This window comes from Paenibacillus sp. GYB006, from assembly GCF_036577645.1.
In the GTDB taxonomy this organism is placed as follows: Bacteria; Bacillota; Bacilli; order Paenibacillales; family Paenibacillaceae; genus Paenibacillus.
Window position 1 is genome coordinate 355,124 of the sequence record NZ_JARBDA010000002.1, and the last position, 18,194, is coordinate 373,317.

14 protein-coding genes are annotated in these 18,194 nt (G+C 40.6%); 8 read left to right on the forward strand and 6 right to left on the reverse strand.

The features are described from left to right. The first annotated feature begins 90 nt into the window (after window positions 1–90). From PV403_RS07175 to PV403_RS07190, 4 genes are all read left to right on the forward strand, one after another. Entirely contained in the window at window positions 91–2,697 is a 2,607-nt protein-coding gene (locus PV403_RS07175; protein ID WP_332084018.1) for a WG repeat-containing protein, read from the forward strand. A 136-nt stretch (window positions 2,698–2,833) separates the two neighbouring features. Continuing rightward, window positions 2,834–3,040 (forward strand): hypothetical protein, encoded by a 207-nt coding sequence (locus tag PV403_RS07180; protein ID WP_249716963.1) that lies wholly within the window; start codon window positions 2,834–2,836, stop codon window positions 3,038–3,040. 155 nt (window positions 3,041–3,195) lie between these two features. Further along, window positions 3,196–3,660, forward strand: a complete 465-nt coding sequence (locus PV403_RS07185; protein WP_213531476.1) for a GNAT family N-acetyltransferase — start codon at window positions 3,196–3,198, stop codon at window positions 3,658–3,660. Between the two features lie 325 nt (window positions 3,661–3,985). Next, window positions 3,986–5,158 carry a copper amine oxidase N-terminal domain-containing protein gene (locus PV403_RS07190; protein ID WP_332084019.1) on the forward strand — a complete coding sequence of 391 codons (1,173 nt, stop codon included), beginning with the start codon at window positions 3,986–3,988 and terminating at the stop codon, window positions 5,156–5,158. A gap of 130 nt (window positions 5,159–5,288) precedes the next feature. Here the strand turns inward: PV403_RS07190 and PV403_RS07195 are convergent, their stop codons facing one another. After that, window positions 5,289–6,020, reverse strand: a complete 732-nt coding sequence (locus PV403_RS07195) for a spermidine synthase (protein WP_332084020.1) — start codon at window positions 6,018–6,020, stop codon at window positions 5,289–5,291. A 446-nt stretch (window positions 6,021–6,466) separates the two neighbouring features. Here PV403_RS07195 and PV403_RS07200 point away from each other — a divergent pair, with 446 nt between their 5' ends. Next, window positions 6,467–7,255 (forward strand): sulfite exporter TauE/SafE family protein, encoded by a 789-nt coding sequence (locus PV403_RS07200; RefSeq protein ID WP_332084021.1) that lies wholly within the window; start codon window positions 6,467–6,469, stop codon window positions 7,253–7,255. Between the two features lie 123 nt (window positions 7,256–7,378). Here PV403_RS07200 and PV403_RS07205 read toward each other — a convergent pair whose 3' ends face one another. The 4 genes from PV403_RS07205 to PV403_RS07220 form a co-directional block, all read right to left on the reverse strand. Next, a complete protein-coding gene (locus tag PV403_RS07205) occupies window positions 7,379–9,316 on the reverse strand; it encodes a CotH kinase family protein (RefSeq protein WP_332084022.1) in 1,938 nt (645 codons plus the stop codon). A 19-nt stretch (window positions 9,317–9,335) separates the two neighbouring features. Then, complete coding sequence (locus PV403_RS07210; RefSeq protein ID WP_213531485.1) at window positions 9,336–10,064, reverse strand: DUF4956 domain-containing protein; 729 nt, start codon at window positions 10,062–10,064, stop codon at window positions 9,336–9,338. A 1-nt stretch (window position 10,065) separates the two neighbouring features. Then, on the reverse strand, window positions 10,066–10,779 hold the full coding sequence (locus tag PV403_RS07215) for a polyphosphate polymerase domain-containing protein (RefSeq protein WP_191799832.1): 714 nt from the start codon (window positions 10,777–10,779) through the stop codon (window positions 10,066–10,068). Between the two features lie 271 nt (window positions 10,780–11,050). After that, the gene (locus PV403_RS07220) at window positions 11,051–11,464 is read right to left on the reverse strand and encodes a hypothetical protein (protein WP_332084023.1); all 414 of its coding nucleotides are present in this window, start codon (window positions 11,462–11,464) and stop codon (window positions 11,051–11,053) included. Window positions 11,465–11,750: 286 nt separating this feature from the next. Here PV403_RS07220 and PV403_RS07225 point away from each other — a divergent pair, with 286 nt between their 5' ends. Together PV403_RS07225 and PV403_RS07230 are read left to right on the forward strand one after the other, a co-directional pair. Next, window positions 11,751–12,995, forward strand: a complete 1,245-nt coding sequence (locus tag PV403_RS07225) for a purple acid phosphatase family protein (protein WP_332084024.1) — start codon at window positions 11,751–11,753, stop codon at window positions 12,993–12,995. 317 nt (window positions 12,996–13,312) lie between these two features. Further along, complete coding sequence (locus PV403_RS07230; RefSeq protein ID WP_332084025.1) at window positions 13,313–15,694, forward strand: family 43 glycosylhydrolase; 2,382 nt, start codon at window positions 13,313–13,315, stop codon at window positions 15,692–15,694. A gap of 116 nt (window positions 15,695–15,810) precedes the next feature. On the opposite strand, the gene PV403_RS07235 is transcribed toward PV403_RS07230, so the two are convergent. Further along, a complete protein-coding gene (locus tag PV403_RS07235) occupies window positions 15,811–16,593 on the reverse strand; it encodes a DUF4184 family protein (RefSeq protein ID WP_332084026.1) in 783 nt (260 codons plus the stop codon). Between the two features lie 103 nt (window positions 16,594–16,696). Between PV403_RS07235 and PV403_RS07240 the strand changes: the two genes are divergently transcribed. Beyond that, window positions 16,697–18,070, forward strand: coding sequence for a DUF4179 domain-containing protein (locus tag PV403_RS07240; RefSeq protein WP_332084027.1), 1,374 nt, complete (start codon window positions 16,697–16,699; stop codon window positions 18,068–18,070). The last annotated feature ends 124 nt before the right edge of the window (window positions 18,071–18,194 follow it).

Here is an 18,194-nt window from a genome sequence, read left to right on the forward strand (position 1 = left end):
TTCCAAATTTAAAAGAAAGAACGGTATATTTATCTTTTTATAACAATACGATGAGGATGGATACTGTTGTAAAAAGGAGGCCTGACATTTATGTCTAAGCATCAGGAAGCCCAGCTAACTCAGCTTGTCTTGTCCCATCTGCCTAGTACGGCAACGGTCATAAACATAGAAGGACCATTGCCTCATCAGGCAATTTATATAGGGGATCTAACAGGAGATGAAATTCCTGAGATTTCTGTCGTTTACAAGGTAAATGAAGAGTTATATCTGATGGTGCTTGTTTTTACTGATCAGGAATGGAAGGTCGCTGCGAGAATAAAAGGCCACGGGTATGGTCTTACGCTATTGACCAGTGGACCTATCTTACATAACGATAGGAAGAGTTTACTGATTGGCTGGCAGATCGGAGCCGTTCGCTCTAAACTGTCGATCTATAAATGGGAAGATGGAAAGTTCATCGATGCAGCGCCGGAAGATTTATCTTATAGTTCCATTGAAATAATAAACATACCCGGAATATCCGGTGGGAATCAGACGAGTGACATTGCACTTTGGATACATGATACGGGGGAGGCTTACCGTGTAGAAGTACTCCACTTCAGGGAAGGAAAGTTCGTGCCTGCATGGGATGTCTATCCCTATTATTTTGTGAATGTGGTTCGATATTACGAGCGAAAAACGGAAGAACATCCGAATTATCCTTTGTATTGGTATTACCTGGCGGACGCTCAGTACCGTGCGGGAATGCTGCCCGCTGCGCTGCAATCGATTCATAAGAATCTGTTGTTCCAAAATCCTTATCCTTCTCGTAAAGAGATTCAGCAGTTACAATCAAAGATTGAAAATATTTACAAACATATGGGTGGGCAGATTACGGAAAAACAGATCACGGAAGAACAGATTATAGAAGAACGAATCATGGAAGAACAGATCATAGAACAAACGGCAACATCTACTATGAATAAGCGAGGAACATCCCTATTCCTCATAGCGGAGAAAACGACCGATGGTACGAAGTGGGGATATATAAATGCAGAGGGAGAATCTGTAATTCCTCTACAATATAGCGAAGCAAGGGATTTTCAGAAAAATGGACTTGCTGTTGTAGCTCAAAAACGGAAATATGGGTTGGTCGAGCTCTCAGGCGAGTATCTAGTAGAGCCTATCTATACATCGATATCGCCTTACGTAGAGCAACGGGCAATCGTAACTGTGGATGAGTATCATTTCGCTATGTTGAACGAAGAGGGGAAGAAAATTACAGAGCAAACTTATCCTTTTATCTCTAATTCGGCTGAGAATCGGTCTATTTATTCTACGGAGACAACAAATAGCTCAGGAAGTAGTGTTATACAGTATGGATATCTTGATTCCGAGGGGAACGAAGTCATTCCTGCACAATATGAAGAAGCAAGCGACTATGATCAGCAGAAAGCGATTGTGAAAATTAAGGAATATGAGTATGCGTTAATTAACGAAATAGGAGAGAGGCTGGCTACATATCCCTATTATTATGTAGGAAACTATAGTGATGGGTTCCTTGTATTTAAGGAGACAGCAAGTGGAACATATGGATATATGGATGAGAGAGGAACAGCGATGATTCCTCCTTCGTTTACAGGGGCGACCGCATTTCATCAGGGGCAGGCTATCATAAACACTTCAGATGACTATAAGCCAGGCTATGGAGTGATCGATAAGCAAGGAGTGTATATTATTCCTGCGGAATACCATGATATTCGTGATCTAGGAGAAGATCGCTGGGCTGTTGGAAGAACAGCAGATGCAAAACATCCGTTAGGTTTACCGCTTTACGCAATAGCCGATCGATCAGGCACACTACTGACTGATTTTTCATTCTTTGATGTATCCGAGTTTATAGATGGTCTTGCTTCTGTGAATAATCATGAACAGACCTATTTTATAGACCAAAGTGGAAATCCCGCTCCAGGGTATCCACATATCGAAGGAAGGGGCACATTAACCGTCAAAGAAGACGATGTGATCCAAGCGTTCATTGATCAAAGGCTATTCTATATGAACCGTGCGGGAGATGTCATCTGGGAGCCGAATAAGATGATTTCGCTTAATGGAACATACCGAGTTAAGGAAGAGAAATATAAGCCAAATCAAAATTACCTCGTTTATTATCCAGTAATAGAAGGAATGCCTGATGTAATTAGCGAACAAAGAGTGAATATCCGAATGAAGCAGCTGGCTGAAGTAAATAAGGTCCCTCTAAATAAGGAGAAAGAAGAGACTTTCACAGGGGATTATGATGTTATTTATTATAAAAAAGATCTTGTTGTCATTGAACTAAACGGTTATCACTATACCATAGGAGCGGCCCATGGCTTACCAACAAAAATACACGCGCTGATTCATCTTGTAACCGGTCGTATATTTATGTTGAGAGATTTGTTTAAAGCGGGTGCGGATTACGTGAAAGAACTGAGTAAACGGATTAGAAAGATCATCACAGATGATCCTGCGTATTCCTATGTATTTTCCGAGAGTTATCAAGGGATTAAACCCAATCAGCCGTTCTATGTATCTGACAATGCTCTTCATTTATATTTCGCTCCTTATGAAATTGGACCCTATGCTGCAGGTTTTCCTACATTTACGATTCCCTTTGATGAGATCAAGGAACTGATCTATAAAGAGGGTGAGTTTTGGAAATCGTTCCAGATTTGATAAAATAAAGACGTTAGTTAAAAGCTTTCCTGACTAGCAGGAGAGCTTTTTCTTCTTATTTCATCTTAGCTTTAAATGAATTCATGGCGTTAACCTATGAAAGAAAAATAGTGTCTTAACAAAAGGAGGGGATATTATGGTTGCTGGATTTATGCTGTTAATTATTGTACCTCTTATGCTGGTGATGCTGGGCTTGTATTATATTACGCTGGCGATATGGGAACTTCGTGCAGGAATAGACAGAACAAGATATGTGAAACTGATGTTTGGAGGGCTTGTTCTTGTTGTAATTGCTCCTCTTCTGTTTATTATCTATTCGTATGCCGGTATTATGAGTTTCTAATTCTTATAAAATTGTTTACTACGATAAATAGATCTTACATACACGTAGACGTGAAAACGCTAATCCGTATAATATATAATCATCTTCCTCTTCTAGAATATAGAAGATACTAGGATAACTCGGATGAATACAATATGAATAGGAGCGTAAACATCATGGACATCAGAATCGATGATCTAACCGGGCCAGAGATCATTACGTTAATTGAGGAACATTATAAAGAAATGTTGTCACAGTCTCCCGAAGATAGTATGCATGCGCTGGATTTGGAGCGATTGAAACAACCAGAGATTACCTTTTGGACGGCATGGGAAGATAATGAACTGCTTGGCTGCGGGGCAATGAAAGAACTTGATCCCACGCACGGAGAGATTAAATCGATGCGCACCGCTCCCCTGCATACCCGAAAGGGAGTCGCGAAGCGAATCCTTGAACATATGTTAGAAGAAGCACAAAGAAGAGGTTACCATCAGGTCAGCCTGGAGACAGGTACGTTAGATAGCTTTAAGCCGGCAATAAGTTTGTACATAAAAATAGGGTTCGAGTATTGCGAACCTTTTGCCGATTATGTAGAAGATCCATACAGTGTGTTTATGACGAAGCAACTGACAATGAAATGACGAAATGAAAATAAAAGAATTACAATACTAAAATTACAATGAAAGACGGAGAAATCTAAAGCAAGCCTGAGAAATCAGGCTTTTTTCGTTTTTTGCAAACGAATACAGCATGTTTATATTCGATTTATATTCGTACGAGTATACGTGTTAAGAGAGTTAGTAGATATAATTTATATCTAAAAAATGTTTCATTTTACCTTAATTGATAGTAATTAGTTATATAAGAATCGATTACATAAGTTATGGAATGGATTCAACTTGTGTTTATTACACTGTATAGGTGGACGTAATTAACATGAGGGAACTCGCTAACAGGAGGAATCGTATGTCTATATTGAAGAAAAGGATAGGGAACGTCGTATTGCTGTTCACCAGTATGCTGATGGCAGGAGTATTTTTCTCACATGTGAACGTTGCTGATGCCAAGAGTTCAAAAGTTTATGTCCAGGCAGGAGTAGAGACAGCAGATCAATATTCAAAACTTGAGGACCCGATCATTATACAGCAAGGCCGGATTTTGCTGCCTATTCGAGAGATTAGTGATTATCTAAGTCTGAATGTTTCATGGAACCAGAAGACGAAGTCAGCTACTTTATATGGTGTGAATAAGGAAATTAAGCTGACACATGGAAGCAAAACAGCATACGTAGATAAGAAAAAAGTGCTGCTTGATGTACCTCTTCAAATGGAAAAAGGTAAAATTTATGTTCCATTACAGTTTGTTGCCTCCTCGGTCAAACAGAAAGTGACCTGGGATCGTACTCTAAAGACGATTCTTATCCCTAGAACCTATGCGAAGGGGACAGCAGATCAAATGACCTATTGGATCAAACTCACTACAGGAGAGTTATTCCAGGCTAAAACTAATCAGATAGGAACAAAAATAGGTCAGGTCAGTAAGAGGTTTAAAACGATGAGGGAGTTTGAAGTGGAGAAGATCGCAGCAGGTACGTATTATTTACGGATGGAAGAAAGTTTTGGCATGGCAGGTACCAGTAGAAATACAGGACAAGTACTCGTTAAAAATGGAAAAGTGCTTGATGAAGACAGCTTCTCATTCCAAGGTTATTACGAGGATACAACACTTCATAAATCACATGGAAATGTGCTGTTGACCAACGGGAAGCAGGCAAGATTCTTAGATAAGAATGGTAAAGTAATTGCCTTATATAACCTAACAGACATAATGCGAAAAGATGAAATCTACATGGTAGAGCATTATAATCAGCGCATGCTGATCTTACGGGAGTATTCATCGCAGCATCTTATTGTTTATAATGTACAGTCTGAAAAAGCGGCTTACGTTCATGAACTCATCACGCTTCCTGAAAGGGAAAGAGAGTATTTAGAACAGGCAGGATTTGATCGGAATAATGAAATGGTACGGGATCATATTATCTTTTTTGACAGTATTATTGATGGAGTTATGACTTTTCATTATAAAAATAAATCGAACAACATGGTAAATACGTATACTCTTGATTTAAGTCAGATTTAACAAGGGAATGTGCGTCTCTTTTGATTTTGCTTTTTGTCAGGATAAAAAAGAACAAACAAACCGGCGTGAGAAGACGCGGCGGTTTGTTTGTTCGTATACTCGTATAGTAGTTATATCTCTTAATCCATCCCTATCGACCAGATATTTGAGGTGATTTTATTTTACGAAAATTCGCCATTGATTTTTGCTGATACCGCAAAGGATGATAACCAGCAGTGATGATCATATTCTTCGATCTTCCTAAACCTCCTGCATATAGAGAAAAAAGATCAACTACAGGAAAAAGAGAGGAAAGAGACCGGTAAAAGGACTGTACATAAGGATCCTGAGGTCCTCTTCCGATAATGTTCATCAGAAGGGTTCCATCTTCAGTTAGTTTATTGCAAGCCGTTTCAAAAAAATCCATCGTTGTCAGTTGTTCAGGAATACCACCTTCATGGAAAGCATCCACAACGATATAATCAAAACGGCCGCTCGTCATCTGTTTTAGTAATGTATATCCATCCTCAATGAGAACGGGGGGACCATCGTAGCCAAAGTATTCTTTACTTACGTCTGATACTTTCTGGTCAATTTCTGAAATGACTACATATTTGTCACGTAAAGCAGAGGATAAGGTTCCGATTCCATGTCCAATCAAAAATACATCTTCGTAAGAAGGGTTGTTGACTTCCATTAAATGCAGAATCGCTCTGGGATATTCAAACAAGATTCGCTCCGGCTGATTTAGATCAAGGATTCCCTGAATTGCATCATTTCCGAATTCAAGTACACGAAATCTTCCTTTTTCTCCGTAAACTTCAGAAGTATCATAGACGTAAATGGGTCTTGGTACCGTTTCTTGGTGTAAGTACTGTGTCATGTCTTAAACTCCTTTATCTATAGCCATCTTCTTATCTCACTATACCAACTTCTGTACAAGAAAATACAGTTTTATGTCATAATGGAGGATGGAATAGCAAAGGAAGAAAAGATAAAGTTTATTTCCGTTTATTTTTGTTGCAATCCGCAGAATAAGAAGAAGGTTCTTCGTACGTAACTCTTATTCCTAGAGCAGGATAAAATTCTTCTTTATATTCGCATTCCGCACAAGATTTGGTTACATGCAGTATGGTTAATTTGCTGGATAAAGGTTGCTTGCATTTGGGGCAATGCTGGCGAAAGAGACGGTTCAAACCGATCATAAGTATCACCTTTATTCCTATTTATTTAGTTGGGATTATTATAACTTGCCTTTTCAAGTTTGTATAGTCATCTATGTTGGGCGAATTAATTAATTGTGTTGTGAGCGAGAGGAGGGAACATCTTATGTTTATACTGCTTATGATCCTGCTCGGATTCATCGGTTCATTTTTTTCAGGTTTGCTGGGAATTGGCGGTGCGATTATCAATTATCCGCTTCTTTTATTTATCCCGCCGCTTCTCGGGATGGGTGAATTTACAGCCCATGAAGTAGCTGCTATTAGTATATTCCAGGTGTTTTTCTCATCCCTTTCTGGAATCATTGGGTATGGACTGCAATCTCGAAAAACAAAAACGAGGTTAATTCATTACTCACTCGCTGCTTGGATGGGCACCAGTATATTAATAGGAAGTCTGCTAGGAGGATTGTGGTCTTCGCGCTTTGAGGAGCAAACGATTAACATCATCTATGGAATCCTGGCGGTGCTTGCCGTAATTCTTATGTTATTCCCTGCAAGAGGCAAAGAAGAGATGCAAAAGGTAGAGGAAATTACTTTCCACCGATTTTTGGCGAGTTCGCTTGCTTTTGTTGTAGGGGTAGTTTCAGGTATTGTTGGAGCTGGGGGAGGGTTTATTCTTATTCCCATTATGATGAAAGTGCTTCGAATACCGGTCCGAATTACAATTGCGACTTCTTTATCGATCGTCTTTGTCTCGGCAATTGGCGGAGTGATCGGTAAAATAGGCGGGGGAGATATTCCGCTTCTTCCGATTCTTTTCACGGTTATTGGGAGTATCGCAGGGTCTCCTGTCGGTTCTTTGGTAGGTTCAAAAATGGATGTGAAGTATTTAAGATATGCCCTTGTCCTTTTGATTACCATAACGGCGGTAAAGGTATGGTCTTCTGTTTTATAATCGTTAAACTTACCAAAAAGACTGCTCACCGAAAGGTGAACAGTCTTTTTTGGAGTTGTTGTCATTTCATTTTCACGGTAATATTTCACGTTAAAATCGTAATGTAGCTTGGCATTTTTACTATTAAAGTCGTTTACGTTTGTAGAAAGTGACGAAAAGACAAGCCAGTATGACAATGATTAGAGATACGGCAACCGCAATGAAGTCTTGTGTAGTCCCTTGCTGCACATTTTGTTGATTTCCTCCACCGCCAGGGAATCCACCACCTCCCATCATACCGCCTTCAGGACGTTCCATACCGCCGCCAAAACCATCTGGTGCTTCACCCATGCCTCCGCCGAAGCCATCAGGAGGTGTGAAGCCATTTCCTTCTTCAGGCTGTACGTCTGGCTGAGCTCCATCAGTAGGAGTAGTATTACTCTGCTCACTATTTTGGCTAGCTATGTCTGATGGAACTTCTCCATCAGGAGGCTGGTTTGCTGTATTAGATTGATCCGTTGCAGCATCATTTTGGGTATCATTCTGAACAACGTTGTTTGCGGTATTAGCAGCCGTATGATCAGGTGCTGTTTGCGCATTCGCATTCTGTTTGCTAAAAGAAGCACCATCCGCTGCTGTTTGATCATCAGCAGTTGCACCGCCAGTATTACCACCGGGAGCAGTGCCATTAGGAGCAACATTTGCACCGTCAGTATTACCACCAGGAACAGCGCCGCCAGGAGCAACACCTTCTGCTGCATCGCCTCTGCCCATACCTCCGCCTCTGCCTCCGCCGCCCATGCCACCGCCGCTTCCGGAGCCGTCGCCGGAAGAAGGAGAGGTACCATCGAGCTGTTCAGAAATATCGGTGACTTGTGATGCATTGGTGGAGATCAGGCTCGTAACTCCTTTTTCAAATTCATCATAGGTATAAAATGCATTTGGATCTGCTTTTACATATTCCTCAATCATAGATTTGACTTCTTGCACTCTTGCAGTAAACGTATCATTAGCAAGGTATCCACCAATCGCTTCTGAAAGAATCTGATGATATTGCTCTTTATACTCATCTACAGCAAGCAGTTTTGCAATGAGTGGACGCTCATCCAGAGCTCCTTGCGTTGGCTCATCGATATACAGGCTATTTCTACCTAAGCCCCCAAAAGCCATATTGTAATCCCAAGGAAGTATAGAGAAGACTCCATCTTCTTCATAAAGATAGTAGTTTTGTTTATTCGACCCAAGATAACTATCTGTATTATTCGTCAGAACGTTCAGGGCAATATATCCTAATGCATCCTCTATATCGATATACTTCTCGTAGTCAGAACCATTATTGAGTTCGTTAAGCATAGCGATCAGTGCATCGCCATCTGATTTTTCAGACTTCACTTCAAGACCAGTATAGAGATCCGGATCATCACCGAGCCAAGTTAAATCACTGCCTTGCCCGGTCATTACACCTTTGTATAGTGAGCCATAGGAGGAACCGAAGTTCCGCTCCAGATAAGATTCATCGATCTGTTCAACAGCAAGATAAAATCCCCATAATTCATCATTAATGTAGATGTTAACGAAAGAATATTCAGGGGTAGGAAGACCCATCAATTCTGCTAATTCATAGGTCAAAAATTCTCGCATGCTGGTCGCATCACTATAGTTATTGTTTAAGTTGATTTTGCTAATGCCTTCGAGTGTCTGATTCACGTATTCATCAAAGGAAAGCTTGAAGCTGTAGCGATTCGAGTCTTCCATTTGAACAACAGAGCGAAGACTTAAATTCCCCTTCGTGCGAATACCAACGTTATCGAGTTTAATTCCGTTATATTCCACGCTTGCAGGTTTATATTCTTCCGCGCTTGCGTTGTCCAGCATGTCTTGAAATTGATCTCCGTCGATCGTTATTTTTACGTCGACAACTTTGTCTTTTGGAAAAACCGTTTCTTCTATTTTCTGTGTTTCCTTGGATACAGCGGTTCCTGATGAATCCGTGGAAGAGGACGAGCTGCCAAATTGACAGCCCGCCAGAATCAGACAGATGGAGCAGAAGCATAGAAGAAGACTAGTACATTTGTTCTTCATCTAGAGCACCACCTTATCTTTAGGATACATAATCACCGTTATAGCTGATAAGTACCGCATTTTTAACACCTTGAATTCCAGTAAGTTCGTTAACAAAGCTGCCTTCGCTATCTTTCAAACGAACTTCGAAGGTTACTTCAATATTGCCTGCAGTCACCGTTTTTTGTTTTACATTGTAACGTTTTACGATGCTGCCCAGTTGTTCGTGAATTAGTTTTTCCGTAGCATCGCTTTCGCAGTTCACGACAAGAAGGTAAGGAGTATCAAGAGATGTCCGTTTAATAAAGAAGAAGAGAATGAGACCGATAATAGCGGAACCGAGTGCTGCAAGTGTATAGAATCCTGCACCGGAGACAATCCCCGCTGCCGCAGCCCAGAACAAGAAAATCAGATCTGTCGGGTCTTTAATCGGTGTTCTAAAACGAACGATGGACAGCGCACCAACCATACCAAGAGACAATACGAGGTTGGAGTTGATCGCAATGATGACCATCGCAGTTACCATCGTCATCCCAATCAGAGAAACATTAAAGCTTTTGGAGTAAAGCACTCCACTGAATACACGCTTATAAAGTGTGAAAATGAAGAGACCAATCAGAAAAGCGACCGCTAAACTGATAATAATTTCGGAAATACTAATATCGGATGTGAAGTTTTCCATCACCGATTTTTTAATAATATCTGTAAAATTCGTAGTGTCGGTAGTAGCTTGTGTCGCTGCTGCCGTCGTAGAAACTGTTGCTGACATCTTAATAATCCTCCCAAGTGTTATACTTTAGAAATTTACGGCAAATGACATATTTTGAAGCCGATTGCCGGTTTAATCCTTCAAGCTGTAATGCAATCCGTATGTATTCCGGAATGTACTCATCAAATTTCACTTCCAGAATCATCAGATTTTCGTCGATTGCCCTTACAGGATGTAAATCTTTGTTGAACATATCAAGAGAGTGAAGGCCGGTTCGAAGGTCCTTATCAAACGTAATCCTCACATTGCCATGGTGACAAACAAAGGGCTCTCTTACATAATCAACAATGACTTTGGGACGTAACATCCGGTCCCGCATTTCATGATAAATTTCATACATCAGCGGTTTTTCAGGAACATTCAGTACTTCGTAATCACCAGCGACAATGGATTCATACATTTCTCTTGTCAGGGATACTTTTTGTTTTGCGATGAGATCCCCTTTTTTTACTTTCTTCTCAAAATGAATGACCTTGTCTTCCACATTGTAGATTCGAATCCGGTATTTAGCCCGATCGCGAACACCACCCAGTTTTTCGTGAAGAGCACGGTTGTCCATATCATCAAAGTACAAACTTCGAATGTGGTACTCTCCGGTATCTCCTACATTCTCATCGTACTTTACAATGTTTCTAAGTCTTTGCCGCAGAATCGTATACTGATGCTGATTGATAAGAAACTTAAGTTCATTGCGGTACTTTACAGGTTTACTCAGCTGCACATGAGCTGGGGTGAGCATAATTACACCTCTCTTTCTAGGGTAGATTCCACAAGTTACTCTGCTAACTGGAATCTGATTGTTTTCGGCTTGAGACCCATCTTACTTGGACTGTGTGAACTGTATTTGAACTGAACCTTAAAAATAGATGAATTTTACATTCTGATTACAAAAAGAATGAACAAAGTTAATGATTGTCAAATGAAGCACATAAAAAAAGACGGCCGACCACAAGGGTAGACAGTCTCACAGTTTTAGATTATGTAGATTAAAGACGTTTCCGTTTATAGAGATGTACAAATGCGGAAGCTAATAGAAGGAAGAGGATAGATACTACAGAAGATATGAAATCGGTCATTGATCCTTGTTGTGTATTTTGTTGATTAAAGGAAGGAAAACCTTCTCCTCCACCACCTGGTGGAAATCCCATGCCTCTTTCAGCACCTCCTCCAGGAAATCCTCCTCCAAATCCTCGATCTTGGCCGGGTACCTGGTTCCCTTGGGCACCATCTGGAGTGACAGACGGCATGGTCTGTTCAGGGGTGTTTGCATTCTCAGAAGTAGGAGTGGGAACAGCCGCTGCAGCAACGAATGAAGAGGACGAACTGCCGAATAGACAAAGGACCAGAATCAGACAGATGGAGCAAAAGTATAGAAGGAGAAGAGAGTATTTGTTTTTCACAAAAGAGCACCACCTTATTTTTATACTTTAAAACTTTCGGCAGATCCCTTCTTCAAGGTGAATTGCCGCTTCAAACTAAACGAAATAAATGAAAGTATAATAAAAGTTTGTGAACTGAATTTGAACGAATCCTTAAAAACGGATGAATTTAACATCGTACCCATAAAACGACGTAACGAATTTGGAAAAGGTTCGTTTGACTTCTAGTTTCATTCGGGTGTATCTTAGCAAACAGCTGCAGTTACCACCTCAGACTTTAAGTTACGTTATGGAATGGAGGAAGGAGATGAACCGAAAGGATACAATGTGGATTATCATATTTGCTGTAGTCATTGTTGCGGCTGTGCTAGGTATGCAGTGGTACTCCAAAGGGGATTCAGATACGAAAGCAAACCCGGTCGTAATAAGTACGATAAGCGAAGATTCTACGACGAGCCGTGCGTTTACTTGGCAAACGGATAATCCGAACTTGTCTGCAAAACTTCAGATTGTACAAGGGAAGGACACTTCTTTTGAAGGGGATCAAATCTTGAATTTCGAAGGAACAACGACATCACTTGTGCTGGATAACGGGGCAACGGTCGGAGTTCATAAAGTAGAGGCAACCGGGCTAACACCGGGAACCGTATATCAATACCGTGTAGGAGACGGATCAAAGGAAGGATGGAGCGATGTACTAACTTTTGAAACTGCTCCAGAAGAAGAGGATTTCTCCTTTATTTATACTACGGATTCGCAAGGTGAGACGCAAAGTGATTTTGAACTTTGGAAAAATACAATGAATAAAGCCTTTGAGACGTTTCCAGGTGCTTCGTTTGTCGTTCATGCGGGAGACTTTGTGGAAGATTCGGGTTCGGATGATGCGTGGAACTATTTTCTAGAAGAAAGCACTTCCTGGATTAGCCGTATCCCCATCGTGCCTGTCATCGGTAATAACGATGTGATGGATGATAAGTTTGAGCGATTTGCTTCTTACTTCCATATGCCAGATAACGGTGCATCCAAATTAACGGGAACAGAAACCAACTACTCCTTTGATTATGGCAGTGCACATATCGCTGTACTCAATACCGAAGGGAGTATCAAGCAGCAGACAGAATGGCTGAAAGAAGATTTGGCAAGTACAGATAAAGAGTGGAAAATTGTAGCGATGCATCGTCCAGTATATGGTGGAAACTCATATAAGAAAATCCAAGACTGGGCGGAAATTTTTGATAAATATGAGGTGGATTTAGTTCTGCAAGGCCACAATCATGAGTATTCGAGATCTTATCCGCTTAAACAAGGAGAAATTACGGGAGATGGGTCTGATCTGGTTCGTAATCACGAAGGAACCGTATATGTGGTTGCAAATGCAAGCGGTCCTAAATTCAATGAGAAAAAAGAGGACCAATTCTACCACAAAATTCATTTCCAGAATAACAAACAAATGTTTGCTGGAATCACGATTCGAGGTAATACTCTGACCTATCAGGCTTATGATGTGGATGGCAAATTGTTAGATGTGTTTAGTATTGAACATGAAGAGTAGTAACTTTTAATTTAAATAACGGCTGCTTTCGGAACGATTCTGTGTATTATTACTGCAGATTGTTTCGAAACAGCTGTTTTTTTTTAGTTTAAAAATAGATGAATACAAACGGACCATACATCTCTTGTTTTCTTGATGAAAAGAAGAATATATAATTTGTAAGGGTTTCCATTTTTGTATTGAAAGAATACATCATCAATGCTATTATTTAACAAAGAGCTAAATAGATTTACATAATTATTAAGCATATCAATTCTGTAAGCGTTTCATCTGCGAAGTGTATTCCCCTATTTGTACATGAAAAGGAGAGGGTAACGTTGTATCCATTATTCAAGCGAAGTAAGAAAGCAGCACTGCTCACGACAACCTTGACAGTTTTGTTTAGCGTCTTTGGTTCTACAGGAGCGATTTCTGTTAGTGAAGCGAAGGGGGCGAATGAGCAGACAAGTCCAGTTTTTCAAGAAGCTTCTGTTCATGATCCGTCCTTGATTAAAGTAGACAACACGTTTTATGTATTTGGTTCCCACCTTGCCGCTGCAAAATCTACAGATCTGATGAGTTGGAACTTGATTGATTCGGGAGTAAGAGACGGTAATAAGCTCATTCCGAACGTTACGGAAGAACTCAAAGAAGCTCTCGCCTGGGCACAGAGTGATACGCTTTGGGCAGCGGATGTCATTCAACTCGAAGATGGACGTTTTTATATGTACTACAATGCTTGTAAAGGAGATTCTCCTAGATCTGCGCTGGGCGTAGCTGTAGCGGACAATATCGAAGGTCCTTATAAGGACGAAGGTATTCTGCTGAAGTCAGGTATGTGGGATGAGATCTCAGAAGATGGCACGATTTATGATGCTACAAAGCATCCAAATGTAGTCGATCCTGATGTGTTCTATGATAAGAATGGGAAGCTGTGGATGGTATACGGATCCTATTCGGGCGGAATTTTCATTCTTGAAATGGATCCAAAGACAGGCAAGATCTTGCCTGATCAAGGATATGGCGAGAAATTAATTGGCGGTAATCACAGCCGTATTGAAGGACCTTATATTTTGTATCATCCAGAGACCGATTATTATTACATGTACTTATCTTATGGCGGACTTGACTCTGTTGGCGGATATAATATGAGAGTTGTTCGTTCCAAGAACCCGGATGGTCCGTACCTTGATGCAGAAGGCAATGATATGACTCAGGTCAAAGCAGATCCATCTCTGCCGCTCTTTGATGATCGTTCCATTGAGCCTTTCGGCGTGAAACTAATGGGGAACTTTCAGTTCACAAGAGAAATTGGTGACCCTGGATCAGGTTCCGGTTTAGGTTATGTATCTCCGGGTCATAACTCTGCTTATTACGATGAAAAGACAGGGAAATCATTTTTAATCTTCCATAGTCGTTTCCCGAACCAAGGCGAGGGACATGAAATTCGTGTACATGAGATGTATATGAATGCAGACGGCTGGCCTGTGGTAGCACCTTATCGTTATACGGTTCAGGAATTCAAGAAAAATATCAATGCAAATGATGTTCAGGGCACCTACCAAATCATCAATCATGGTAAAGAGATAACGAATGCGATCAAAACTCCGTTAAAAGCGGTGTTTGACAAGAAAGGTAAGATTACGGGTGATGTAAAGGGTACCTGGAGTCTTGGGAAAAATGGGGAAGCGGTAGTGAATGTAGATGGTTCACAGTATAAAGGCGTCTTCTCCAGAGAATGGGATTCATCCAAAGAACAGACGGTTATGACGTTTACTGCACTTTCGAATCAAGGGATTGCTCTATGGGGTAGCCGTGCGGAAGAACGGAAAGATAAAGATGTCGTAGCTGCTGTGAAAAAAGATCTATCGATCGGCGATACGACCGCCGTATACCAAAATCTTGTGTTACCCATTAAAGCTAGTGAAGACAGCACAATCAGCTGGACTTCGTCTAATAAAGAAGTTGTTTCTAATAGAGGGATAGTGAAAAGACCTGCAGCTGGTAAGGGGCAAGCTACCGTTCAACTTGTCGCAAAGATACAAAAAGGAAAAGTCGTAGGTACAAAAACATTCAACGTGACCGTTCTGCCCGAACTCACAGGACCCGTCATTGCGAATTATAATTTTGACGATGTACAAGGAACGAAAGTAAGTGATCAATCTGTAAATGGACTAAACGGAGTGCTTCAAGGGGGCGCGACGCAACTAACATCAGGTAAAAAAGGAGCTGCCCTTCAGTTTAACGGGAAAGATGGTTATGTGCAGGTACCAGGACTCGTTACCGATGCTCAAGATTTCACATTTGCTGCATGGGTGAAATGGAATGGTGGAGGAGACTGGCAGCGTATCTTTGATTTTGGAAATGGGCTTGGAAAACATATGTTCCTGACTCCTTCTCAGCATACAGGCGTACTACAGTTCACGATTCATAACGGAGTTGATCAAAGTTTGCTGTCGCAAGCGAAACTTCCTCAGAACGAATGGACGCATGTAGCCGTAACGCTTGAGGGGAATACCGGTATCATGTACGTGAATGGACAGCCAGTTGCTACGAATAAAGAAATGACGTATAACCCGAAAGACTTGCTTGCTAACGAATCTTACCTGGGTAAAAGCAGATTTGCAGCTGATCCCTACTTCAACGGAAGTTTAGATGAGGTTAGCATCTATAATCAAGCATTGAGCAAGGAAGAAATTCAGGATCTTATATCAAAATAATAAATTTACAAGTGCACAATAGAAAGCCGTAAGATTCATGGACTGGTTCTCTCAGATCCATCTGTCTTACGGCTTTTTTCTTTGTTTTTCATGTGTTTAAATCAAATTGATTTGCTTTATTGTCTACTTCGTAATGAGGAAGGTTGCCAGAAAAGATAAGTAAGTGATACGAACAGAAAGCCGAGAATGACGGAGTCAATTACTCGCACGACAAGGACTCCATATTCAGATAAGGATAACGGATCAATTACCATCCATAGCACGAATATTAAAACCATCAGAACCCCGAGAGATAACCAGTACCTCCACTTCCTTGAATTGAAATCCAAGATATAGGCAGAGATCGGCACTTCGTTTCGATGCTTCCATAAACGGCTTAGAGAGAAGAGAAATATAATGGTTAAACCAAACAAAGTACTGCCATGCTGCAATATTTTATAAACGGGAAGGTCATACGTGGAAATGGATAGAGTTTCTTGTAAGAGACTCCAGCGTAAAACCATAAACCCTCCTTGGTGTGTAAACGAGTCCCAGATCACATGGGTTGCCATACCGAGCCAAGCGGAATATACAAAAACAAGGAACTGAATCACCCTTGGCTTCCGTGGATGTTCTGACTTCGAAGGTGAAGTGAGGATACCCTGCACATCAGAAGGCAGATTGCTGAATAAAGGAGGATATACAATATACCGATATACTAGATAAGTTAGGATAACGAGGAAAAGGTTCAGCGTCATGAATCCATTTATCGTGTGGCCAATTTCGCCGGAAGGTCTACCTCGCAGGAAATACTCGAAGTCGGGTGCCATACTCCCAAGAACAAGCGCGGGAAAATGAAGATAAGTTTTGTTGCGAACGAAAGGAAGTACAGCGGCTGGATGAGCAAAGGTGAGTGGCATAGATGTTCCTCTTTCTTTTTTCTATTTAGCTAACTTTATGGCTTTTTAGACGTTAACTATGTGTATGGTTTAGCAATAACTAAAGAAATGGCGGGAAGCACATATGAAAGACGAAGTGGAAGAACAAAATGTAGCACAAATGATGAAAAAAGTATCGAATGACTCTTCTAAAAGTCAACTTCCGGAATTAGATGCCGAGAAATTACCTCGGGACAGAAAGAAACCTCGAAATAGATTATCAAAACGATTGTTTTATATCACTGGGTTCACCGTTATATTTCTTTTGGTCATTCTCGTACTGGAGAGGAATGGATTATCAGAAGAGGATAGGATCTTAATGGAAAAATTATCAGGGAAATTAAGCTATTTGGAGCTGTTACGAGAAGATCAAACGCTCTATAACGCGGTGAAACATGATTTATTGCAAGATTTACATATCACAGATACAGACGGAGATTATTCATTAACGGTAGATGGTCTCATAGCTGATGAGAAAAAAGCTGTTATTCTGTACACGTTAACTGCACCGAATCAAGCAAGCAGGAAAGATTCTTCTCTTAGGTATGAAATACTTGATGGAAAGAAAAATCATCTTAGTAGTTTTAGTTATGCAGCTCCACTTTCAGTCTATGATAAAGAAAAAGCTGAAAAAGTGCAGGTAGATGCCAGATTGTTGGATATCTCATGGTTTCCAGAAGGAGGAACCACTCCGGATACATTAATTTTAAATATTGAACTCGATGATAAAAAATTTAGTATAACCATTCCGAATGATCAGAGTCGTTATGCTGGTATGAAGAAAACATACCAACCTGAACAAGCTCTTACTATTGGGGATCAAAAATTAACGGTACATGAAGCGGTTATTACTCCGCTTGTAGCTTACGTAAGAATCTCAGCAGATCCGCTGAATACAAGAAACATAAACGGGATGATTTCCTTAGCTTTAATGAATGAGGAGGGGAAACACTATCCAAGTGGAGGTGGAACAGGAGATCTCATGTCTCCAGAAGGTTTGAATGCACGATTTATCAGTAATTACTTCGATTCCTTACCAGTGTCTCTGGTGTCAGAGGGGGCATACATTTCGGATAGGAATAAAAAGTTAGTTATTAATACCGATACGAAAGAAATGCTGCTCACTCCAAGTGAACATATAACCCTCTCGGAAGCCATTGTAAAGGATGAAGAGATTGAAATTTCGATTCTGACTAAAGACATCGATATACCTATTCCAAATATATATAAATTTTTTACGCTGTTAAGCAGTAATATTGCATTTACAGATGCATCAGGAACTGAATTTATGATACTTGATATTTCGAGAACAGCATCGGATAGTGATGGTGAAAAGGAAGAACAAACGTTATACTTTACGATCCCGAAAGAAGATTATCAGCAGCCGCTGACCTTTGAAGTCCATGAGTATCCTGGTTTTGTGAAGGAAAAAGTGAAAATTATGCTTGATTCAAAATAGATCATTTATAGGGAAGAGTCACTGCTTGTGCTGGTGGCTCTTTTATTTTTGGTGGAATAAAAACCAAATGGGCTGCACGTCAGTCTAATTAACAAATAGAGGAAATCAGACCGGGTGGAAAGGA